19 protein-coding genes are annotated in these 20,781 nt (G+C 58.7%); 7 read left to right on the top strand and 12 right to left on the bottom strand.

Translation table 11 applies throughout. From position 1 onward, the window contains the following. Positions 1 to 3,771, bottom strand: a complete 3,771-nt coding sequence (tamB, locus tag CBW22_RS04370) for an autotransporter assembly complex protein TamB (protein WP_088516114.1) — start codon at positions 3,769 to 3,771, stop codon at positions 1 to 3. Then, positions 3,768 to 5,507, bottom strand: a complete 1,740-nt coding sequence (gene tamA, locus CBW22_RS04365; RefSeq protein WP_031280152.1) for an autotransporter assembly complex protein TamA — start codon at positions 5,505 to 5,507, stop codon at positions 3,768 to 3,770. Before tamA ends, tamB begins: the two co-directional genes overlap by 4 nt. A gap of 454 nt (positions 5,508 to 5,961) precedes the next feature. Between tamA and CBW22_RS04360 the strand changes: the two genes are divergently transcribed. Beyond that, positions 5,962 to 7,305, top strand: a complete 1,344-nt coding sequence (locus tag CBW22_RS04360) for a hemolysin family protein (RefSeq protein WP_021509741.1) — start codon at positions 5,962 to 5,964, stop codon at positions 7,303 to 7,305. Between the two features lie 56 nt (positions 7,306 to 7,361). Here the strand turns inward: CBW22_RS04360 and CBW22_RS04355 are convergent, their stop codons facing one another. After that, positions 7,362 to 7,568, bottom strand: a complete 207-nt coding sequence (locus CBW22_RS04355) for a DUF1107 domain-containing protein (RefSeq protein WP_031280153.1) — start codon at positions 7,566 to 7,568, stop codon at positions 7,362 to 7,364. 313 nt (positions 7,569 to 7,881) lie between these two features. Between CBW22_RS04355 and CBW22_RS04350 the strand changes: the two genes are divergently transcribed. Beyond that, on the top strand, positions 7,882 to 8,439 hold the full coding sequence (locus CBW22_RS04350; RefSeq protein ID WP_088516113.1) for a YtfJ family protein: 558 nt from the start codon (positions 7,882 to 7,884) through the stop codon (positions 8,437 to 8,439). A gap of 31 nt (positions 8,440 to 8,470) precedes the next feature. On the opposite strand, the gene cysQ is transcribed toward CBW22_RS04350, so the two are convergent. Beyond that, the gene (cysQ, locus tag CBW22_RS04345; protein WP_021509744.1) at positions 8,471 to 9,217 is read right to left on the bottom strand and encodes a 3'(2'),5'-bisphosphate nucleotidase CysQ; all 747 of its coding nucleotides are present in this window, start codon (positions 9,215 to 9,217) and stop codon (positions 8,471 to 8,473) included. Positions 9,218 to 9,498: 281 nt separating this feature from the next. On the opposite strand from cysQ, the gene CBW22_RS04340 reads away from it, so the two are divergent. After that, on the top strand, positions 9,499 to 11,457 hold the full coding sequence (locus tag CBW22_RS04340; protein ID WP_088516112.1) for a bifunctional 2',3'-cyclic-nucleotide 2'-phosphodiesterase/3'-nucleotidase: 1,959 nt from the start codon (positions 9,499 to 9,501) through the stop codon (positions 11,455 to 11,457). Positions 11,458 to 11,492: 35 nt separating this feature from the next. Here CBW22_RS04340 and fklB read toward each other — a convergent pair whose 3' ends face one another. Next, a complete protein-coding gene (fklB, locus tag CBW22_RS04335) occupies positions 11,493 to 12,113 on the bottom strand; it encodes an FKBP-type peptidyl-prolyl cis-trans isomerase (protein WP_021509746.1) in 621 nt (206 codons plus the stop codon). 184 nt (positions 12,114 to 12,297) lie between these two features. Here fklB and CBW22_RS04330 point away from each other — a divergent pair, with 184 nt between their 5' ends. Beyond that, complete coding sequence (locus tag CBW22_RS04330) at positions 12,298 to 12,957, top strand: OapA family protein (protein WP_176428081.1); 660 nt, start codon at positions 12,298 to 12,300, stop codon at positions 12,955 to 12,957. A gap of 55 nt (positions 12,958 to 13,012) precedes the next feature. Here the strand turns inward: CBW22_RS04330 and rplI are convergent, their stop codons facing one another. The 4 genes from rplI to rpsF are packed head-to-tail and all read right to left on the bottom strand — an operon-like array spanning position 13,013 to position 14,453. Then, positions 13,013 to 13,462, bottom strand: a complete 450-nt coding sequence (gene rplI / locus CBW22_RS04325) for a 50S ribosomal protein L9 (RefSeq protein WP_021509748.1) — start codon at positions 13,460 to 13,462, stop codon at positions 13,013 to 13,015. 39 nt (positions 13,463 to 13,501) lie between these two features. Continuing rightward, the gene (gene rpsR, locus CBW22_RS04320; protein ID WP_000135199.1) at positions 13,502 to 13,729 is read right to left on the bottom strand and encodes a 30S ribosomal protein S18; all 228 of its coding nucleotides are present in this window, start codon (positions 13,727 to 13,729) and stop codon (positions 13,502 to 13,504) included. Between the two features lie 4 nt (positions 13,730 to 13,733). Further along, positions 13,734 to 14,051, bottom strand: coding sequence for a primosomal replication protein N (gene priB, locus CBW22_RS04315; protein WP_031280155.1), 318 nt, complete (start codon positions 14,049 to 14,051; stop codon positions 13,734 to 13,736). A gap of 6 nt (positions 14,052 to 14,057) precedes the next feature. Next, positions 14,058 to 14,453, bottom strand: a complete 396-nt coding sequence (rpsF, locus tag CBW22_RS04310; RefSeq protein ID WP_021509750.1) for a 30S ribosomal protein S6 — start codon at positions 14,451 to 14,453, stop codon at positions 14,058 to 14,060. Positions 14,454 to 14,839: 386 nt separating this feature from the next. Here rpsF and CBW22_RS04305 point away from each other — a divergent pair, with 386 nt between their 5' ends. Further along, complete coding sequence (locus CBW22_RS04305; protein WP_021509751.1) at positions 14,840 to 15,046, top strand: hypothetical protein; 207 nt, start codon at positions 14,840 to 14,842, stop codon at positions 15,044 to 15,046. A 52-nt stretch (positions 15,047 to 15,098) separates the two neighbouring features. On the opposite strand, the gene yjfP is transcribed toward CBW22_RS04305, so the two are convergent. After that, complete coding sequence (yjfP, locus tag CBW22_RS04300) at positions 15,099 to 15,848, bottom strand: esterase (protein ID WP_088516110.1); 750 nt, start codon at positions 15,846 to 15,848, stop codon at positions 15,099 to 15,101. 159 nt (positions 15,849 to 16,007) lie between these two features. Here yjfP and CBW22_RS04295 point away from each other — a divergent pair, with 159 nt between their 5' ends. Then, positions 16,008 to 17,939 carry a methyl-accepting chemotaxis protein gene (locus CBW22_RS04295; RefSeq protein WP_088516109.1) on the top strand — a complete coding sequence of 644 codons (1,932 nt, stop codon included), beginning with the start codon at positions 16,008 to 16,010 and terminating at the stop codon, positions 17,937 to 17,939. A 55-nt stretch (positions 17,940 to 17,994) separates the two neighbouring features. Continuing rightward, positions 17,995 to 18,321 carry a biofilm peroxide resistance protein BsmA gene (gene bsmA, locus CBW22_RS04290; protein ID WP_021509754.1) on the top strand — a complete coding sequence of 109 codons (327 nt, stop codon included), beginning with the start codon at positions 17,995 to 17,997 and terminating at the stop codon, positions 18,319 to 18,321. Here bsmA and CBW22_RS04285 read toward each other — a convergent pair. Further along, positions 18,295 to 19,923: an isovaleryl-CoA dehydrogenase gene (locus CBW22_RS04285; RefSeq protein ID WP_088516108.1), complete on the bottom strand. Its 1,629-nt coding sequence runs from the start codon at positions 19,921 to 19,923 to the stop codon at positions 18,295 to 18,297. The two genes, bsmA and CBW22_RS04285, sit on opposite strands and share 27 nt — an antisense overlap. A gap of 95 nt (positions 19,924 to 20,018) precedes the next feature. Next, the gene (gene rlmB / locus CBW22_RS04280; protein WP_021509756.1) at positions 20,019 to 20,753 is read right to left on the bottom strand and encodes a 23S rRNA (guanosine(2251)-2'-O)-methyltransferase RlmB; all 735 of its coding nucleotides are present in this window, start codon (positions 20,751 to 20,753) and stop codon (positions 20,019 to 20,021) included. Between the last annotated feature and the right edge of the window lie 28 nt (positions 20,754 to 20,781).

Raw genomic sequence — 20,781 nt, 5'->3', positions numbered from 1 at the left:
CTAAAACTCAAACTGATAGAGCAAATCCAGTGCCTGATCGAGACCCGACACGGCTTCCAAATAGAGTTTGGGCATCAGGCGATAACGCAAAGTGAGCGTCGCCAGTGAATCAAATATGCCAACACCGTATTTTACCTGCAGACCCGGCAGCACATAACCACTCACCTGCACCTGCTGGCTGTCGCCGACACCGGTGGTATCAAGCGCAAGGTTACTGACGCCGAAGGTCTCGCCGATTTTACCCATAACCTGACCACTTTGTGCAACCCCCAGTCCAACCAGCGCCGAGGTTAGGGCGTTGCTGTCGCCATCGCTGCTGAGTCCCTGACCGCGTAACAGGTAAGACAGCGCCTCCTGCTGCGACATTGCCGGGTCGGAGAAGACCTCCACCTTCGGCTCGTCGGCCAGTCCGGTGACGCGCAGACCGGCTGTCACATCATCCTCGGTGGCTTCCGGGTTACGAATCGCCTCCAGGTTGACGTACGGCTGATCCGGCGGACCGGCGAACTGCAGCTCGCCTTTACGCACAATCAGATCCTGACCATACGCGTGGAAACGGCCGGAAGGAATATTGATTTGTCCGTTTAAGCCCAGGCCGGTTTTATCCTGCACCAGTTTGAGATCGCCGTTGAGTCGCGCTTTCAGGCCAAAGGCCGAGAGGCGCACATCGTTGCCGACGTGGATCACCAGATTGCTGTTGATCGGGATCGCGGCGGTTTTCGGCTGAATCGGCTTGAGGTTCTCATCCAGCATCACCTCATCCGACGACACGCCGGTAGCGCTCTCCGGCACTTCCTGCACCGTGATGCGCGCCCACGGAATATCAACCTTGCCGTCAAGGTTGAACGCCGCCGGTGTGGCTTCAAACGCCAGGTCCGGCGAAACGTCCATCCGCACCATCGGCGGAACGGTAACGCGAATGCGGCTGCCCTGCGCAGTAACGCGCGCGCGCCAGTTATCCAGCTGGCTCCAGTCCGCGTTGCCACCCAGATTGAGATTACCCTGCTGCGTCTGGATCAGGCCGTTGAGCGTGGAACTCATGCCGTTAAACACCAGGTTGAGATTGGCCGAGGTGAGATCAACCGGCATAAAGCTGCCGTCCACATCAACATCGCTCAGCCCCAGCTGACCAAAGATCTGCGGCTGCTGCAGCGTGCCGCCGAGACGCAGATTGCTGTTGAGGTTGCCTTTGATCTTCTCGCCCTGCATCAGCGCCGGGTTGAGCATCGCCAGTGAAATGTTGCTGATGCCGATGTTGCCTGACAGCTGGCGGCGATTCTCCGGATCGGCGATTTGCACGTTGCCGCTCAGATGACCGTTATTCACAATGTGAATCAGCCAGTCGAGCTGCGCGCGTCCATTACGCAGCGCCGCATTCAGGTTGAGCGTGTCGAAGGCGATCGGCAGGTTATTCCCCTGCACATCCTGCACCACTTTTACGCCGTTTCCTTTAAGCGACACCGTGCCGGTCGGCAGCGCGCCGTCGGCGGTCCAGTTCACGCGCGCATCACCGCTGAACACGCCGCTCAATTGGGTGGCATCGGTGAGGAACGGCTTGATCATCGCCAGATCAAAGCGGTTCAGCACCACGTGCGCATGGCCGCTGGCACCGGCCTCGATCGGCTCCGGCACGCACAGCTGCGCGTTGGGGTTTTGCCAGCAGTGCGGCCCGATGGTGGCGCTCTGTTTGCTGTTCAGGTAGTCAATCGTCATCGCGCGCGTCAGGCGCCATTCGCCCACCGGCGTGTCAAAACGCGTATTGTTGAGATTGCCCTGCCAGCGCTGCGTCTGGCGATCAAAGCTGCCGTTAAGCGCCAGCTGGCCGGAGACCGGTTCGCCCTGCACGTTGAGTTTCAGCTGGTGCTGCTTCTCGTTACCGTCGGCGTTGAGCGTCAGCAGGTTGATCTTAAGCGCGTCCTGCTGCAGCTGCTCCACGCGCAGCTGCAGTTTACCGGCGACCTGATCGCTGGATTTCACATCGCTCTGCAGCGTGACACGGCGGATCTGCAGCTGCTGCCAGCGCAGGCCGCTGGCGGTAAGATCGGCCAGCAGCTGGGGCGCCTGCAGCGTACCGCGCGCTTTGATGGTGCCTTTGGCTACGCCGCCGAGGCCCGGCAGCGCATTATCCAGATGCGGCGCATCGACACTGGCGTCCAGATTTAGCGCGTCGCCCAGTTCGCCTTTCACGTCGAGATGGTTGCGCCCCAGCGCGATGTCAATGCCGGGGATTTTCCACTGATTGTAACTGTTGCCGGTCAGCGAGCCTTCGGCGCTCACCGCGTTCTGTTTCACATTGCCCTTCAGCGCCAGCTGCGGCACGCTGAGCTGCCAGCTACCGCCGTACAGGCTGCCGCGCGTGGTGATTTTACCGTCGAGCTTAGCCGGCCAGTCAGGATACTGTTTAGCGGTATTGATGCCCGCCAGCGTCAGTTCGCTGCGCCAGCTGATGGCTTTGCTCCAGTCCACCAGCGCGCTAAGGTCAATGTTGCCCTGCAGCGCCGCCACGCGCAGTTTATCCAGACTGAACTGCTGCACGTTGCCTTTACCGTCCAGTGTAATGGTGGCCGGCGGCACCGCTTCGCCCTTCACTGCGGTGCGCAGCGACATCACGTAGTCGGTGGCTTTACCGCTGAACTGGTAGTCGAGATTATCCGCCTGATACTGCACCGGACCGGTCAGCGGCCAGCGCAGCTGCGGGCTGGTGAGTTTGAGCGACAGCGGCAGACCGGCGACCGCTGGCTGCGCGGCGGCGTCCAGCTGGGCACGCACCGGCCCCGAAAGATTCAGGCCCAGCTTCAGCTCGTCGCGCATCGCCCCGGCGAGGTTCAGTTTGATCTTCTCGCCTTTAATCGGATCGAGATTCAGCGAGCCGTTGAGCACAAAATTGACCGGCCAGTTATCCGCCAGCCGGGCATCGCCGCTGGCGTTGATCTGCCCCTGCGGCGAGTCGACGTCAAAGGTCTCCAACTGCACATGCCGGTCGGTAGTTTTGGCCTTCAGCAGCAGACGCGTAATCGCCACATCCGTATCGCCGGTGATGCGCAACTGCTCACCCAACAGCTGCTGCACGTTGATGTCGAGCGGCAGCTGGAAATCCGGCAGTGCCGGCAGCAGCGGCTCGGCAAACATCGCCTGCAGCGTTTCGCCCAGCGGTTTCTCATCCGGCTGCGGCTGCTGCACTTTAGGCTGCACCACCTGTTCGTCCGCCACTTTCGCCGCCTTCGGCAGCGCGATTAGCAGGCTCTGGATATGGGTGGGGTTGAGCGTCAGCGCGCGATCCTGCCACTGCAGGCCACTGGTGAAGTCGAGCAGCGAAATGGCGGTGTCATCGACTTTGACGTTGATGTTATGCAGGCTGACCCGGCTCAGGGTAATCGGGTATGGCGTGCTGAGATTGCTGCTGCCGCTCTCCTCTTCCGGCGGCGGCGCACTGGCGGGCGTCATTTTTTTGCTGTCGACCACCACGCTGACATCCTGCAGCGCGATATCGTTCACGCACACCGAGGAGTGCAGCAGGCAGTTGAGGTTGAGCGCCAGATGGAAGCGCCCGGCATCCACGCTGACGCCCGGCATCTGGTACTTCACGCCGCTCAGCGTCAGATCGCGCCAGCCGCCTTCCACCTTGTTAATCGACAGGCCCGGCACCCAGCGATCGGCACCTTTAAACAACAGATGCAATCCGGGCGTGGTACCCACCAGAAACGCCACGCTGGCCAGCAGCACCAGCAGGAAAATACCGATACCGATCAGGACCTTTTTCCACAGCTTCATAGTTCAGGCCCCAGTCCTACATAAAATTGCAATCCATGCTCCTTGTCGTCACCAATTGGGCGCGCGATATCAAACTTGATCGGCCCTACCGGAGAAGACCAGCGCACGCCGAAGCCTGCGCCGGTTTTAACGTTACTCTGCTTGATGTCGTTGACCGCTTCACCGGAGTCGACGAATACCGCGCCCCACCATTTGCCGGAGACATTGTACTGATACTCAAGCGAGCCGGTGGCCAGCTTTGAGGCACCGGTGAGTTTGCCTTCGTCATCGCGCGGCGAGATATCTTTGTATTTGTAGCCGCGAATACTGCGGTCACCGCCGGCGAAGAAGCGCAAATCGGGCGGGACTTTTTCAAAGTCGTTGGTTTCAATCCAGCCAAGGTTACCGCGCGCCACAAAGCGATGCTTCTCGCCCAGCGTGCGGATCCACACGTTCTGCGCCTGCAGGATCAGGAAGTCGACGTCCGAGCCCCAGGTGGTGTCCGACACGTCTACCGAGTAGCGCTGTGAATCGCCCCAGGTCGGCATCAGGCCGCCGCGCGAACGGGTGCGGTTCAGGCTGACGCCCGGATAGAGCAGCATGGTGGTGTTGGTGACGCTGCCCTGAGTAAAGTGGTCGAGACTCCAGCGCAGGTTAACCGCGCGCTGCCAGCCGGAGCTGCTGTCCCAGTTACGCGACATCGCCAGCGTGGTGGTGTCCGATTTGGTGTCGTTGAGATCGGTGCGTTTCAGGCCGCCGGAGAAGGTGTAGTACTGCTCCAGCGGACTTTTCAGCAGCGGCACTTTATAGCTGAGATCAAGCTGCTGCTCCGGCGCGGAAATATAGGCGCTGGAGGTCAGGCTGTGGCCGCTGTCGTTGATCCACGGCTTTTTCCACGTACCTTTCAGCCGCGGTCCGACGTCCGTCGAGTAACCGACACCGGCTTCGATGGTGTTCTCCACGCGCGGCGACACGGCGGCGCTGAGCGGCAGCACTTTGGTCTGGCGCCCTTTATCGAACTCGGGTGCCACGACGACAGAATTAAACCAGCCGGTGGCGGAGAGGCGACGATTGAGTTCGGCCAAATCGCGTGAGCTATAGGGATCGCCCTTTTTGAACGGCACCAGATTGCGCAGATAGGCTTCATTGATTTGCGAGCCCTCAAAGCTGACATCGCCGAAGCGATAGCGCGGGCCGCTGTCGTAGTCGATATCCCAGAACGCTAAGCGCCGTTCGACCGAGACACCAAGCTGGCTCTGCTTAAAGTCACCGTCGAAGTAACCATTACGCAGCGCCAGGCTGGAGAAGCCGTTTTTGAATTTATCGTAGTCGCCGTGATTGAGCTGGCTGCCGACTTTCGGCCTGCCCTGCTTCACCCACGCCTGATAATCAGGATCGTCTTTTGCGGCGCCTTCCACCACGATGGTGCTGCCGCCAATCTTCACCGGCTCACCGGCGGTGACGCGGGCAATCAGCACCGGACGGCCACCCTGCGGCGGTGCCGGGCGTGATTCAAAGTCGATCTGCGGCTCGTAATAGCCCAGCGCACGCAAACCTTCTTTGATCGCGGCAGCCACGCGCGCCTGGAAACGGCCGTCGTTCGACACCTCGTCACTGCCGATAGTGGACAAGCGCGCCCTGACGTTTTTCTGTAACTCCCCGGTCAGGCCTTCCAGCTGCAGTCGCACTTTGGCTGCCTCAACAGCAGGTGCGGCAAGCAGCAGGCTGGCCAAGCAATAAGCATGAAATCGCGGCACGCGTACTCCTGTTAATAATGCCTGCCCCTATTCCGCAGGGGCGTTAACTCTGGTGGAAAGGGTATCACCACACCTTGCATACCCATCAGCATAGCCGCTCTTTTTTGCGAGCGGCTGCGTAAAAACGGCCGCTAAGCCAAATCGACTGCTATTGTCGGTAAATGTGCGTACCGATACAACAACGAAGCCGCGCTTCTGCGCACCGCCAGCCGCCACTCGGATTAATCCGAGCCGGCCAATCACGCCGCTGGCGGCAGCAATAGCGCTGCTGCTATAATCAGCGACCAGCAGGCCTCGCCTGCACGCATTTCTGCCCCGACGTTAACGTGACTTTGTCGAACTGGCGCAGACATTTTTGGCACGGATAGCCCTGTTTGACGGGTAAGTACCGGATGTACGCCTCTTCGCGCTGCCCAGGCCAAAAATGACAAGTGATTAACCCAACGGATCTTTTATGCTTGATAGCCTGCTTGTCATTCTTTTACTGATCGTAATCAGTTCATTTTTTTCTCTGTCGGAGATCTCGCTGGCGGCTGCCCGCAAGATCAAACTGAAACTGCTGGCCGATGAAGGCAACATCAACGCGCAGCGCGTGCTGAAGATGCAGGAACAGCCTGGCATGTTCTTCACCGTGGTACAGATTGGCCTCAACGCCGTCGCGATTCTCGGCGGTATCGTCGGCGATGCGGCGTTTTCGCCCGCCTTCAGCAGCCTGTTCAACCGCTTTATGGAGCCGGAACTGGCGGATCAGCTCAGCTTTATCTGCTCCTTCACCATCGTCACCAGCCTGTTTATTCTGTTTGCCGACCTGACGCCAAAACGCGTCGGCATGATCGCGCCGGAAGCCATCGCGCTGCGCATCATCAATCCGATGCGCTTCTGCCTGCTGGTTTTCCGCCCGCTGGTCTGGCTGTTCAATGGCCTGGCCAACGTGTTCTTTCGCATCTTTAAGCTGCCGATGGTGCGTAAAGATGACATCACCTCGGATGACATTTACGCGGTGGTAGAAGCGGGTGCGCTGGCCGGCGTGCTGCGCAAGCAGGAGCACGAGCTGATCGAGAACGTGTTTGAGCTGGAATCACGCACCGTGCCTTCGTCTATGACCTCGCGTGAAAACATCGTGTGGTTCGATCTGCACGAAGACGAAACCAGCCTGAAAACCAAAATCGCGCAACACCCGCATTCGAAGTTTCTGGTGTGCGACGGCGATATCGACCATATCGTCGGTTACGTTGATTCCAAAGAGCTGCTGCTGCGCGTGCTGGGCAACCAGAGCATGACGCTCAACAGCGGCGTGCAGATTCGTTCGGCGCTGATTGTGCCGGATACGCTGACGCTGTCAGAGGCGCTGGAGAGCTTTAAAACCGCCGGCGAAGACTTCGCGGTAATCATGAACGAATATGCGCTGGTGGTCGGGATTATCACGCTTAACGACGTGATGACCACGCTGATGGGCGATCTAGTCGGTCAGGGGCTGGAAGAGCAGATTGTAGCGCGTGACGAGAATTCCTGGCTGGTGGAAGGCGGTACGCCGATTGATGACGTGATGCGCGTGCTGGATATCGACGAGTTCCCGCAGTCCGGCAACTACGAGACCATCGGCGGCTTCATGATGTATATGCTGCGTAAGATCCCCAAACGCACCGATTTCGTCAAATTCTCCGGCTACAAATTTGAGGTGGTGGATATCGACAGCTACCGCATCGACCAGCTGCTGGTGACGCGCATTGACGATCGCCCGCCGGTGCTGAATGTGTCGAAGAGTACGCTGGATGAGTCTGAAGGGCCTGCCGCGTAGCAGTGATTGTGCGGTTACAGAAAGATTCAGGGCGCCAGCGGCGCCCTTTCTTTTGCTTAGTTGTACTCGGCTTGCAGCCGCAGCACCTGGCGGTTGATTTCTGACATCACGCTAAGGTGCTGTTTATCCTTGACGCGCGGCAACATGACTTTGCCTTTATCGAACTCAAACGCGCCAACGTCCTTGATGTACAACCTTCCTTTAAATAGCGTCTTTACGTATTTCGCAATTTGCAGCGGATTATAGCGCTGGAAGATCTTCATGCTGTTTAACTCCTGAACAGATGTAATACGCTTCGCCGTTGCCAAATTCGGTACGAGCCCTTGAAGCGCAAATGAGGCATAACTATAGAACATGATTCCTTGCCGATGTTCCGAAAAAATGGATTTTTTACTGAATTGACACATCATTACAGAGAACTCTGTCATAACGATCACAAAATCCAGTATAAACCTTCATTGGTTAAGGAATTGTGGCATGGGTTACAAAGCTGCTATCTCATCGCGACAGGCGCATCATCCACGCCTAATATTGCAAAAACATGAATAACTGGTCGGATCACTAAGGAGCATTACCATGCGTTTGGCACATTCCGTGATAGCCCTGGCGCTGCTGCTGCCCAGCCTTGCCTCAGCCCACGCGTTTAAGGTTGGCGAGCGCGTACCGGCAGTCGGCGTTAACGACAAAGGAGAATTGCTGTATCAGCAGGAGAAGTTTCGCTACCAGCCATGGAACAGCGCCCAGCTGAGTGGCAAAGTGCGGGTCATCCTGCATATTGCCGGACGCTCGTCAGCCAAAGAACAGAACGCCGCGCTGATTGAAGCCATCAAAGCCGCCCAGCTGCCGCACGACCGCTATCAGACCACCACGGTGGTTAATACCGATGATGCCATTCCCGGCACCGGGATGTTTGTGCGCAGCAGCATTGAGAGCAATAAACAGCAGTATCCGTGGTCGCAGTTCATTGTCGACAGCAATGGCAACGCGCGCAAGGCGTGGCAGCTGGAGAAAGGCGGTTCGGCAATTGTGATTCTGGATAACACCGGCCATGTGCGTTACGTCAAAGACGGTCCGCTGACGCAGGATGAAGTGCAGCAGGCGATGAAACTAATCCATCAGCTGCTGCAGGCGTGATCGCGCCACAGCGGGCGGCGCGCACAGCGTATCAGAACAGCGAGACGCGGAAGCCCGGATTCAGGAACGACTCGCGCGGGGCGTAGTCGAGGGTTTTGCCCTGCCAGTCATGCACATGCGCGCCAGCGGCAATGGCTACCGCATGGCCGGCACCGGTATCCCAGATATTGGTCGGCCCGAAGCGCGGATAGAGCTGCGCCTTGCCCTCTGCCACCAGGCAGAACTTGAGCGAGGAGCCGATAGCGGTGGTCTGGTGCTCGCCCAGCTGAGTCAGATACTCTTTCAGCTCTTCGTCTTTATCGGCGTGCGAACGGCTCACCACCACCAGCAGCGGTCGCGCTTCACGTACGTGGATCTGCGTGGTGTGGCCGCCCTCTTCTTTCCACGCTTTGCCTTCGGCCGCAGAATACATCACCCCCAGCGCCGGCGCGTACACCACGCCCAGCACCGGTTTGCCGTGCTCAATCAGCGCGATATTGACCGTGAACTCGCCGTTACGCTTGATGAACTCTTTGGTGCCGTCGAGCGGATCGACCAGCCAGTATTGCTGCCAGTGCTGACGCACATCCCAGCCGGGTGGATCCTCTTCCGACAGCACCGGCACGTCAGGCGTCAGCGCTGCTAAGCCCTGCACGATAACCTGATGTGCCGCCAGATCGGCCGCCGTGACCGGTGAATCATCCGATTTACGCGTCACGTCCAGCGGTTGTGCGCCATCGTAGACCTGCATAATGGCATCGCCCGCGCTGCGCGCCAGCTGGCAAATTTTATCTAACATTGTTCACCTCATTTCGGCTGATGCTGCCGCTGAAACCCCGGCAGCCCGTCTCCAGATATTTTAGCAGCTGCGCTGTGACAGCCGCAGCTAAGCGTATTCGCTTTGATTATCAATATCATAGTTCGGTCGTGGCGGCTATGGCGCAATGCTTAATGGCAGGCACTTCGTCAGCTTACGCAGGAAAGAGGCAAAACCCCGAGCCCCATCACAAATTGAAATGATAATTCGTCATGGTTTTACATTATTTTGAGAGGCCCATTAAAGCGAACAAGGAGCAAGCCATGTTCAAAACGAGCATGTCGTTACTGGCACTGTGCGTTGCAGCCGCCACGGTGCAGGCTGCCACGGTGGATTTACGCATTCTGGAAACCACCGATCTGCACAGCAACATGATGGATTTCGATTACTACAAAGACACGCCGACCGAAAAGTTTGGTCTGGTGCGCACCGCCACGCTCATCCAGCAGGCGCGCGGTGAAGTAGCAAACAGCGTGCTGGTGGATAACGGCGACATTATTCAGGGCAGCCCACTGGGTGATTACATGGCGGCCAAAGGCCTGCAGCCGGGAGAAATCCATCCGGTGTATAAAGCCCTTAACACGCTGGATTACGCGGTGGGCAATCTGGGCAACCACGAATTTAACTACGGCCTGCCCTATCTGCAGCAGGCGATTGCCGGGGCACGTTTTCCCTACATCAACGCCAACGTTATCGATGAAACCAGTGGCAAGCCGCTGTTTACCCCCTATTTAATTAAAGAAACCACGGTAAAAGACCGCGACGGCAAGCCGCATACGCTGAAAATCGGCTATATCGGCTTCGTACCACCGCAGATTATGGTGTGGGATCGCAACAATCTGCAGGGTAAAGTGCGCGTTGATGACATCACCGAGACAGCGAAGCGCTATGTGCCGGAAATGCGCGCAAAAGGTGCTGAAATAATCATCGCTATTCCGCACTCCGGTCTGAGCAGTGAGCCGTACCATGCCATGGCGGAAAACTCGGTGTATTACCTCAGTCAGGTGCCAGGTATCAATGCCATCATGTTCGGCCATGCGCACGCGGTGTTTCCCGGCAAAGAGTTTGCGGCGCTTAAAGGCGCGGATATCGCTCAGGGCACGCTTAACGGCGTACCGGCGGTGATGCCCGGCATGTGGGGCGATCATCTCGGCGTGGTTGACCTGGTGCTGAAAAATGACGGCGGCGGCTGGCAGGTGACCCAGGGTAAAGCCGAAGCGCGGCCCGTTTACGATGCGGTGGCGAAGAAATCGCTGGCGGCGGAAGATGCCGATCTGGTGAAAGTGCTGGCCGACGATCATCGCGCTACGCGTGAGTTTGTGGCAAAACCGATCGGCAAGTCGGCGGATGTGATGTACAGCTACCTGTCGCTGGTGCAGGACGATCCCACCGTGCAGATCGTCAATAATGCGCAGCGTGCTTACGTCGAACGCTTCATTCAGGGCGATCCCGATCTGGGCCGCTTACCGGTGCTCTCGGCAGCGGCACCGTTTAAAGCCGGCGGCCGTAAGAACGATCCGGCCAGCTACGTTGAAGTGGAAAAAGGCGATCTCACCTTCCGTAATGCCGCCGATCTCTATCTCTACCCGAATACGCTGGTGGTGATGAAAGTCAGCGGCGCGCAGGTGAAAGAGTGGCTGGAGTGCTCGGCAGCGCAGTTTAATCAGATCGACGTGCATCGTCGTCAGCCGCAGTCGCTGATCAACTGGGATTTCCGCACCTACAATTTTGATGTGATCGACGGCGTGCAGTATCAGATCGATGTGACGCAACCGGCGCGCTACGACGCCGAGTGCCAGCTGATTAACCCGGCGGCATCTCGTATTCAGGATCTGCGCTGGCAGGGCAAACCGATCGATCCCAAAGCGACCTTCCTCGTTGCCACCAATAATTACCGTGCCTGGGGCGGCAAATTTGCCGGCACCGGCGAGCAGTATGTTGCCTTTGCCTCGCCGGATGAGAACCGCTCGGTGGTGGCCGCCTACATCAGCAGCGAAACCCGCACCCACGGCGCGGTGCAGCCACAGGCCGATCACAACTGGCGGCTGGCACCGATCGCCAGCGCAACGCCGCTGGATATTCGCTTTGAGACCGCGCCGGGCGCAAAAGCCACGCAGTTTATTAAGAAGTATGCTGATTATCCGATGAAAGCCGTTGGCAGTGATGAAACGGGCTTTGCAATCTGGCAGGTGGATCTACAGAAGCAGGCAGAGAAGAAGTAGTGACCGCGGGCGCCAGATATGGCGCCCGCTGTTTATTACAGGATTTCCAGCAGCTCGACTTCGAAAATCAGGGTGCTGAATGGCGGGATGGAGGCACCCGCGCCGCGCTCGCCGTAAGCGAGATTGTGCGGAATGGCCAGCTCCCACTTCGAGCCTACCGGCATCAGGGTCAGCGCTTCAATCCAGCCGGCAATCACGCCGCTGACCGGGAATTCAGCCGGTTCGCCACGGGCAACGGAGCTATCAAACACGGTGCCGTCAATCAGCTTACCGGTGTAGTGCACGCGTACGCGATCCTGACGTGATGGGATCGGACCATCGCCCTGGGTGATGACGCTGAACTGCAGGCCGGATTCGGTGCTGCTCACGCCTTCACGCTGTGCATTCTGCTCGAGGAACTGCTGACCTTCGGCCGCCATGGCTTCGACGCGCTCACGACGTACGCCTTCGGCACGCTCGTGGACTTCACGCAGCGCACGGTGTACCACGTCAACCGGAACTGCCGGTGAGTTCCCTTCCAGCGCGTCGCGCAGGCCCGCAAGCAGCGCTTCTGGCTGCAGACCCTGCAGTCCAGACTCTTGCAGCTGCTGACCAACCTGTAAACCGATACCGTAACTTGCTTGTGATTCGACGCTGTCAAATGAAGGGGTCGTCATCTTGTTTCCTTAATCCCGGAGAAAATAGAACCGGCAGCATAACAGCGCAGGCGGCTGGCGTAAAATCTCGCGCGCCGCGGATGACATTTCCCGGGGAAAGAGAAACAATATGCAGGTCAAATTTTTCAATGCTGGCAGGCACTTCGCGCCCGCTTTGCCCATACTATAGAACAAGAGAGCATCCATGGGCCAAATCGCCCCACGACGTCGCAGGACGCGCGCACCGCGTACCTTATTTTCCCGGTTGCAACGCTGGCTGCCTGACAGGCGCGTCACGACCGCCAGCGAGGAGGAGGAAAGAATGGCTTCTGAAACCCCGTCGCGTATACCCGCTGTGCTGCAGCGCATCTGGCATGTGCTGGATAACGTACGCTGGATGGATCCGCTGCCGCCGCTGCACCGACGCGGTATCGTTATTGCCCTGCTGGTGATGCTGCTGGCGTTTCTCTGGCCTGCCAGTACGCCGCAGTATCCGGTGGAACGTCCGGCGGAGAGCAGTGGCAAAGAGGTGCCGATGCAGGCGGAAATCTACGATAACAATGCGCAGCCGCCGCAGAATACGACGCCAAAGAGTGATGCCCAGGGCGAATGGCACAGCTATACCGTGGCCTCGGGCCAGACGCTGGCACAGCTGTTCCGTGACAACAATCTGCCGGTCAATGATGTGTTTGCCATGGCGCGGGTGGAAGGCGATGGGCAGCCGCTGAGCGCGCTGCAGAGTGGTCAGCAGGTGAAGATTCGTCAGAACGCGCAGGGCGTGGTGACCGGCTTAACGGTTGAGAGCAGTAACGGCCCGGTGCTGTTTACCCGCCAGCCGGACGGCAGCTTTATCCGCGCGCAGTAAGCAACAGAAACAAAAACGCCGGCACAAGGCCGGCGCTTTCAAACTAAGTAAAAAATTACTCAGCTACTACATTCACAACCAGTTTCGCGAATACTTCGCTGTGAACCTGGAAGTCAACTTCGTGCTCACCGGTGGTGCGCAGAACGCCGTTTGGCAGGCGAACTTCGCTCTTCGCCACTTCAACGCCAGCTGCAGTAACTGCATCAGCGATGTCGCGGGTACCGATGGAACCGAACAGTTTACCTTCGTCGCCTGCTTTAGACGCGAGAGTAACGGTGCCCAGTGCATTGATTTTCTCTGCACGTGCGTTAGCAGCAGCCAGAACGTCAGCCAGTTTGGCTTCCAGTTCAGCGCGACGCGCTTCGAAGAACTCAACGTTTTTCTTTGTAGCAGGAACAGCTTTACCCTGTGGAACCAGGAAGTTACGAGCGTAGCCCGCTTTAACGTTAACCTGATCACCCAGGCTGCCCAGGTTTGCTACTTTATCAAGCAGAATAACTTGCATTACCTTATCCTCTTAAAGTCGTTAATGGACAGTTGCCGATTACTGATGACGATCAGTGTACGGCAGCAGAGACAGGTAACGCGCGCGCTTGATAGCACGAGCCAGCTGACGCTGGTATTTTGCACGAGTACCGGTGATACGGCTTGGAACAATCTTGCCGCTTTCAGTGATGTAGTTTTTCAGCGTTGCGATATCTTTATAATCGATCTCTTGAACGCCTTCCGCGGTGAAACGGCAGAACTTGCGACGACGGAAATAACGTGCCATTTGGCTAGTCTCCAGAATCTATCAATTCAATCTGCTCGGCATGTAACACAAGTTTGCTCTGGCCATTGCGTGCCTGATGGCAGCTAATAAAACCTTCGAGTGTGAGTTGCGTGCCGACCGTTATATGTTGAGTAATCGCCTGATGGGCGCTGCCGCTGATAATCACCGGCATCTGACACCAGGCTTGCCGGTGAAACCCGGCTTCCTCCTGCACAGAACGATGCTCAAGCACGAACTGGCAGTGAGGAATCCCTGACGGACTGACTTTTCGAACTGGCGTCTTGCACACGGTGCCAGACAGGCGCAGCCGATTGGCCGTCATCGTGGATTACTCTTCAGAATCCCCAGCATCTGAGTCTTCTGCCGATTCGTTAGCGAAGTCTTCGCGGCGCTCACGACGCTCGTCTTTCGCTTTAACCATCGGAGAAGCTTCAGTTACCGCGTGCTTAACGCGCATAACCATGCTGCGGATAACGGCGTCGTTGAAGCGGAAGTTAGTTTCCAGCTCGTCGATCACTTCCTGCGGTGCTTCTACGTTCAGCAGAACGTAGTGTGCTTTGTGCAGTTTGTTGATCGGGTAAGCCAGCTGACGGCGACCCCAGTCTTCCAGACGGTGGATCGTGCCCTGTGCACCAGTGATAGCACCAGTGTAACGCTCGATCATGCCCGGAACCTGCTCGCTCTGGTCAGGATGGACCATAAATACGATTTCGTAATGACGCATCGATAGCTCCTTACGGATTATTCAGCCTCCTGTCAGGGTCAGCTGCGGCCCACGGAAGCAAGGAACGTTATAGGTTGCGAATCACCCAAAAGATGAAACACACCTCTGAATGCAGCTGAAAAATTGACGCGTAATCATACTGACCTCGCCGGGGAAACTCAAGCGCACAATTCATCAAATTGTCGCTGTCGTGCCAGGCGGCGACACCTTTTGTGCTAAGGATTGAGATTCAGCAGGTTAGTCAGAGATTGTTCAAAATCCCTGAACGAGGCGTTCAGCACGACGATCTGGCGTCGTACTGGTGAAGAACTAAACTCTCTACAGGCGCAACGGTTTGGCTTAATCAGCGCGCCTGAGAGTGAAATCCCTGGAGTGAGGAGTCGATTATGAAAGCTGTCATTATCGCCACTTTACTGGGTCTCTTCCTGTCTACCCCCGCTCTTGCCAGCTCCGCTGACCAGGCGCTGCAGATGAGAAGTAACAGCAGCAAAGCGGCTTCAGGCTATGTCTACGTTAACCGGCTGGATGCGCCAGGCGGTAACCCGGTCAGCGCGAACACCAGCGCCGCCGACCGCTTGTCGTCACAACTGTAGTCCGGCCTGTTATCCCGGGCTGGCGTGCTCCGCGCCGCCAGCCCGTTCCGTTTTACAAATGATGTTTAAAGAAACTGACCAGCGCGGTGAGCGCTGGCGGCGTGATTTTGTGCCCGATCTGCTTTTCCGCCAGAAAAGTGAGCCGGCTGTCGAGCTTCGCCTCGCGCAACGCCTTCTCCAGTCGTACCGTTTCGGCAAACGGTACGACTTCATCCGCTTCACCGTGCCATAACAGCAGCGGCCGGTTAGCCAGCTGCGCCAGCTGCTGACAGGGATCGTAGGCTGCCAGCGGGGCCAGCCGCGCCTGTAACGCCGCTTTTTGCTCTGGCGTGTGCGCCACCAGCGGCGGGAACAGCGTCTGACTGAGCTGCATGAAGTAGCCGGAGCCCATCAGACAGGCAACGCTGTGCAGATGTGGATAGCGCGCCATCGCGCCCAGCGCGGTCATGCCGCCCATTGAGGCACCGGCAATGGCGAAACGCTCATCCGCCACCCAATCGTTGTCGCGCAGCGCCGCTTCCAGCAGCGGCACTTCATCGATGTTCTGGCGCAAAATCTCCCAGAAGTGCGTCATGCGCGCGTCGGTATCACCGTTGTAGCGCGCGCCGTGCATCTCTGCATCCGGCATCACCACACGGAAACCGGCCTGCGCCAGCGCCACGGCAAAGTAGCTGTACACCTCTTTCGACGAGGTAAATCCGTGATAAAACAGGATGGTGGGTAAGCGCGCCAGCCGCTGTCCGGCCGGTGCCGCGTGAATACACTCAATGCCCGCCAGGTTCTCCGTTGCCAACTCAATCATACCGTCTCCGTTGAGAATGATTATCACTGGTCTCAGTGTACGTGCTGCCGGCCAAAACGCGAGCCACATCACATTTATTTCGATTAATTTCTGCCCTAAACATTTGCCGCATTTTGCCGTTGATCCTGTACCCCTCCAGTTATTTATTAAAGGTACTTTATGAAGCGTCTCTCTCTCAGCGCCATGAGTCTCGGAATTAAGCTGTCTGTATTGACGTCTTTCAGTGTGGCAATCGTGCTGTTTGCCCTGACGTTAACGCTCAGCCATAACGCCGCGCGCCAGCTGGAGCAGCTGGCAGTCGACGATATGCAAAACCAGGTGCTCGGCATTAATGAAATGGCCACGATGTTTAACGCGACCTTATCGGAAGAAGTGGCGAACTATACCCGGCTGTTTCAGAGCTTTTTACCCAAGCGATTCAGCCGTGACGACAGCTCACGCATTCAGGTGGGATCGTTCAGCACGCCGACGCTGCGTGCCGGGCTGAAAACCCTCAACCTCGATCAGATCGCCGTGGACGATTTTCTCGATCGTACCGGTGCAGTCTCCACCATTTTTGTGCGCGACGGCGAGGATTACATTCGCATCGCGACCTCACTGAAGAAAGAGGATGGCAGCCGCGCGGTGGGCACCCAGCTTGATCGCAGCAGTGCGGCGTGGCGCAGCGTGAATAAGGGCGAAGTGTATCGCGGCCTGGCGACGCTGTTCGGCCATCGCTATATCACTCAATACCAGCCGGTGCAGGACGACAGCGGCGCAGTCATCGCCATTCTGTTTGTTGGCGTGCAGATTGATAAACAGTACGCGCTGATGCGGGACAAAGTGCTGGCGCGGCGTCTCGGCGACAGCGGCAGCTTCTTCGTGCTGAACGGCACGCCGGGCAGCGCACAGGGCCAGTATCTGTTTGCCCGTCAGTCAGAAGGCAAGCTGCCGGACTGGGATCGCAGCGTACAGCAGCAGATCCTGACGCAGCCGCACGGCCTGCTGGAGATCGCGCATCAGGGCGAAACCCGCCTGCTGGCATGGCAGCAACTGCCGGGCTGGAACTGGATTATCGCCGGTGAAGTCAGCCGCGCCAGCCTGCTGGCACCGATCACCCACAGCCGCAATCTGTTTATGCTGATTGGCCTGGCGCTGGTGCTCGCCTTTGCCATTGGCTTTGTGCTGTATAGCCGGCGCGCCATTACCCGGCCGCTGCAGCAGGTGATCCATCTGGCCGAGCAGTACGCGGCGGGTAATCTGCAGGCGCACCTCGACTCAGCGCGCCGCGACGAGATCGGCCAGCTGGTGAACGCGATTAACGGCATTGGCGACGGTCTGGAGAAAGTGGTAGGCCAGGTACGCGCCGCCGCGCGTGAGATCAGCGACGGCACCGACACCATTGCGGCCAGCAGTTCCAGCATCAGCGAGCAGATTGGCCGCCAGGCGAGCAGCGTCGAAGAGACCTCCGCCAGCATGGAGCAGTTTGGCGCAACCGTGGCGCAAACCGCCGCTAACGTGCGTCAGGCGATGGCGCTGGTCGGTGAAGCCGCCAGCACCGTCAGCCAGGGCGGCAGCACCGTGGCGCGCTCGGTAGAGACCATGGCGGAGATTCGCATTGCCTCACAGAGCATCGCCGACATTACCCATGTGATCGAGTCGATTGCCTTCCAGACCAATATTCTTGCGCTCAACGCTGCGGTTGAGGCGGCGCGCGCCGGTGAGCACGGCAAAGGCTTCGCGGTTGTCGCTGCGGAAGTGCGTGCACTGGCGCAGCGCAGCGCCAATGCGGCGAAGGAGATTGATGGGCTGATTGCCAGTTCGATCGACAAAGTGGCCGCCGGCCATGCGCTCTCGGAACAAACGCGTGACGCCATGAGCCATATTGTCAGCCATATCGAACAGGTGAAAACCCTGATGGGGGAAATCAATATCGCTGCCCAGGAGCAGGCTGCTGGCATTGGTCAGGTCAATCTGGCGATGAACCACATCAGCCATGCGACCCATCAGAGCAGCGACATGATTAACCAGTCCGAGCACACGGCGCAGCACCTGAGTCAGAAAGGCCACCATCTGACCCAGCTGGTGAGTATTTTCCGCCTCAACGACTGATGAGCCGGGGCAGATGGCTTACACTTGAGTCATCTGCCTGTTTTCCGGAGCCACCATGCGTACGCTTATTTTGCTGCTGGGCCTGCTGCTGAGCGGCTGTGCCGCACTGCACACCACGCCACAACCCCCGCCAGCGCCCACCACTCAGGCGCAGGAGATCACTCGCGCGCAAAGCTATGGCCTGCCGAAGCTTGGCACCGTCAGCGCCCATTCACGCGGCTCGCCGGATGATGTGCAGCGTGCAATCGCTGCACGCGCCAATCAGAGCGGTGCGGTTTACTATCAGATCCTGATGGTCGATGAGACCACCATGCCTGGCTTCTGGTATGCCACCGCCATTCTGTACGGCGCGCCCTCAGGCGGCAGTAGCACGCTGCAGTAAGCGTGCGCTCAGATCATCACTCAGCGCCTGTGCCGGGCGCGAGGAGAGATAACGCGCGCACCAGCTGTCCGCCAGCGGCGGTTCTGCCGCTTTCAGCAGCACCGCGGCACTCGCCAGCCGAATCAGCATATCGCTGACCTGCCGTCCCTGCTCTTCGCGCAGATTGCCGAGCTGCAGCCGCAGCTGACGCCAGCAGCGATCGAAGTGGCGATTGCTGCCCTTCACCGCATCAAACTCATCCTGCAGCATGCTAAGCACCTCTGCATGCCGTCCCAGTACACGCAGCACATCCAGGCACATCACGTTACCCGAGCCCTCCCAGATGCTGTTCACCGGCATCTCGCGATACAGGCGCGGCAGTTCACTCTCTTCGCAGTAGCCAATGCCGCCCAGCACCTCCATGGCTTCAGCCACAAACGGCATACCGGCTTTGCAGATCACGAACTTGGCCGCCGGGGTGAACAGGCGTGCATACAGCCGTTCATGCGCGCTGGCCGGCGTTGACCAGGCGCGCGCCAGACGCAGCAGCAGTGCGGTTTGTCCCTCCAGCTGCAGTGCCTGCTGCGCCAGCACCGCACGCATCAGCGGCTGATCGCTAAGGCTTTTGCCCATCACCTGACGCTGACCGGCGTGATGCAGCGCAATCGCCAGTGCGCGTCGCATCTGGCCATGGCTGCCGAGCGCGCAGTCAAAGCGCGTCATGCCGCCCATTTTCAGGATCAGCCGCACGCCATCGCCCTCCTCACCCAGCAACCAGCCGAAGGCATCCTGAAACTCTACTTCGGCGCTGGCATTGGCGCGGTTGCCCAGCTTGTCTTTCAGGCGTTCAAGACGAATGGCGTTGCGCGTGCCGTCCGGCAGCAGGCGCGGCAGAAAGAAGCAGCTCAGCCCGGCGGCGGTCTGCGCCAGAATCAGGTGCGCGTCGCTTTGCGGCACCGAGAAGAACCATTTGTGGCCGGTGATGCGCCAGGGTTCGCCCGGCGCACGCGTGCCAGGCGGTTCGGCACGCGTGGTGTTGCTCAGCACATCTGTGCCGCCCTGCTTCTCCGTCATGCCCATGCCAATCAGCAGGCCGCGCTTCTGGCTGCCGGGCAGATGATGCGCATCATACCGATCGCTCAGCAGTCGATCGTGCCAGTCGGCGTAGGGAGCGGGCAGATGGGTTTGCAGCAGGGGGATCGCGGCGTGAGTCATGGTTACCGGGCAGAGCGAACCGGCTTCCACCTGCGCATGCAGAATGAAACGCGCCGCGCGCGCCACCATGGCGCTGCCCTGCACGTCAGGCTGCCAGCTCAGGTTATGCAACCGGCTGGCGCACACGCCCTGCATCAGCAGATGCCAGGCAGGATGAAAGCGCACCTCGTCGAGTCGCTCACCGCGCGCGTCGTAACGCAGCAGCTCCGGCGGCTGTGCATTGGCCAGGCGACCTAATTCCAGTGACTCCGCGCTGCCGAGCTGCAGGCCGACGGACGCCAGCCATTCGCGGTCCCAGCCGGCCCCTTCACGCACCACCGCCTCGCACAGCGCGCTGTCGCCGGTGAAGAGATTGCTGTTGCTGAGCGGAGATGGTTGATTGAATACGCTGTGAGTGGTCCAGGCCATGGCACTCTCCTCTCCTGTTGCCCGTACTGATGTGGCTATAAGTATGGAGAGGATGTGCAGTTATGCCTGGTACAGCTGAGGTTTTGCGGCGGCGATCACGCCTGGCGCTGACGCACCGCTTCGAACAGACAAACGCCGGTGGCCACCGAAACGTTGAGGGAAGAGACGCTGCCGGCCATCGGGATGCTGATCAGCTCATCGCAGTGTTCGCGCGTCAGGCGGCGCATGCCTTCCCCTTCCGCACCCATCACCAGCGCCATCGCGCCGGTCATTTTGCTCTGATACAGCGTGTGGTCTGCTTCACCGGCCGTGCCGACGATCCAGACGTTGTACTCCTGCAGCAGACGCATGGTGCGCGCCAGATTGGTGACGCGAATCAGCGGCACGTTTTCCGCCGCCCCGCTGGCGACTTTTTTCGCCGTGGCGTTGAGCGGTGCCGAACGGTCTTTCGGCACGATCACCGCATGCACACCGGCCGCATCGGCGCTGCGCAGGCAGGCACCCAGGTTATGCGGATCGGTGACGCCATCCAGAATCAGCAGGAACGGCTGATCCAGTGAAGCCAGCAGATCCGGCAGATCGCCTTCCTGATAGTTTTTACCCGGCTTAACACGCGCCACGATGCCCTGGTGCACGCCGCCTTCGACCTGGCCGTCGAGCCACTGGCGGTTGGCCAGCTGAATCACAATTCCCTGAGCTTCCAGTGCGGCGATCAGCGGCTGCAGGCGGCGGTCATCGCGGCCTTTAAGGATAAAGACTTCCTGAAAACGCTGGGGATCACGCTCCAGCAGCGCCTGCACGGCGTGAATGCCAAAAATTATTTCACTCATTACTTTGCTCAAGGTTGGATGTATATCG

This window comes from Pantoea sp. VS1, from assembly GCF_002207995.1.
In the GTDB taxonomy this organism is placed as follows: Bacteria; Pseudomonadota; Gammaproteobacteria; order Enterobacterales; family Enterobacteriaceae; genus Pantoea; species Pantoea dispersa.
Note: the sequence above shows the minus strand (reverse complement) of the source record. Positions and strands in the feature narration are given on the sequence as shown.

Bases quoted from the DNA above. Each gene is read 5' to 3' on its own strand.
- tamB (WP_088516114.1), bottom strand. From the start codon at position 3,771: ATGAAGCTGTGGAAAAAGGTCCTGATCGGTATCGGTATTTTCCTGCTG.
- CBW22_RS04360 (WP_021509741.1), top strand. From the start codon at position 5,962: ATGCTTGATAGCCTGCTTGTCATTCTTTTACTGATCGTAATCAGTTCA.
- CBW22_RS04355 (WP_031280153.1), bottom strand. From the start codon at position 7,568: ATGAAGATCTTCCAGCGCTATAATCCGCTGCAAATTGCGAAATACGTA.
- CBW22_RS04350 (WP_088516113.1), top strand. From the start codon at position 7,882: ATGCGTTTGGCACATTCCGTGATAGCCCTGGCGCTGCTGCTGCCCAGC.
- cysQ (WP_021509744.1), bottom strand. From the start codon at position 9,217: ATGTTAGATAAAATTTGCCAGCTGGCGCGCAGCGCGGGCGATGCCATT.
- CBW22_RS04340 (WP_088516112.1), top strand. From the start codon at position 9,499: ATGTTCAAAACGAGCATGTCGTTACTGGCACTGTGCGTTGCAGCCGCC.
- fklB (WP_021509746.1), bottom strand. From the start codon at position 12,113: ATGACGACCCCTTCATTTGACAGCGTCGAATCACAAGCAAGTTACGGT.
- CBW22_RS04330 (WP_176428081.1), top strand. From the start codon at position 12,298: ATGGGCCAAATCGCCCCACGACGTCGCAGGACGCGCGCACCGCGTACC.
- rplI (WP_021509748.1), bottom strand. From the start codon at position 13,462: ATGCAAGTTATTCTGCTTGATAAAGTAGCAAACCTGGGCAGCCTGGGT.
- rpsR (WP_000135199.1), bottom strand. From the start codon at position 13,729: ATGGCACGTTATTTCCGTCGTCGCAAGTTCTGCCGTTTCACCGCGGAA.
- priB (WP_031280155.1), bottom strand. From the start codon at position 14,051: ATGACGGCCAATCGGCTGCGCCTGTCTGGCACCGTGTGCAAGACGCCA.
- rpsF (WP_021509750.1), bottom strand. From the start codon at position 14,453: ATGCGTCATTACGAAATCGTATTTATGGTCCATCCTGACCAGAGCGAG.
- CBW22_RS04305 (WP_021509751.1), top strand. From the start codon at position 14,840: ATGAAAGCTGTCATTATCGCCACTTTACTGGGTCTCTTCCTGTCTACC.
- yjfP (WP_088516110.1), bottom strand. From the start codon at position 15,848: ATGATTGAGTTGGCAACGGAGAACCTGGCGGGCATTGAGTGTATTCAC.
- CBW22_RS04295 (WP_088516109.1), top strand. From the start codon at position 16,008: ATGAAGCGTCTCTCTCTCAGCGCCATGAGTCTCGGAATTAAGCTGTCT.
- bsmA (WP_021509754.1), top strand. From the start codon at position 17,995: ATGCGTACGCTTATTTTGCTGCTGGGCCTGCTGCTGAGCGGCTGTGCC.
- CBW22_RS04285 (WP_088516108.1), bottom strand. From the start codon at position 19,923: ATGGCCTGGACCACTCACAGCGTATTCAATCAACCATCTCCGCTCAGC.
- rlmB (WP_021509756.1), bottom strand. From the start codon at position 20,753: ATGAGTGAAATAATTTTTGGCATTCACGCCGTGCAGGCGCTGCTGGAG.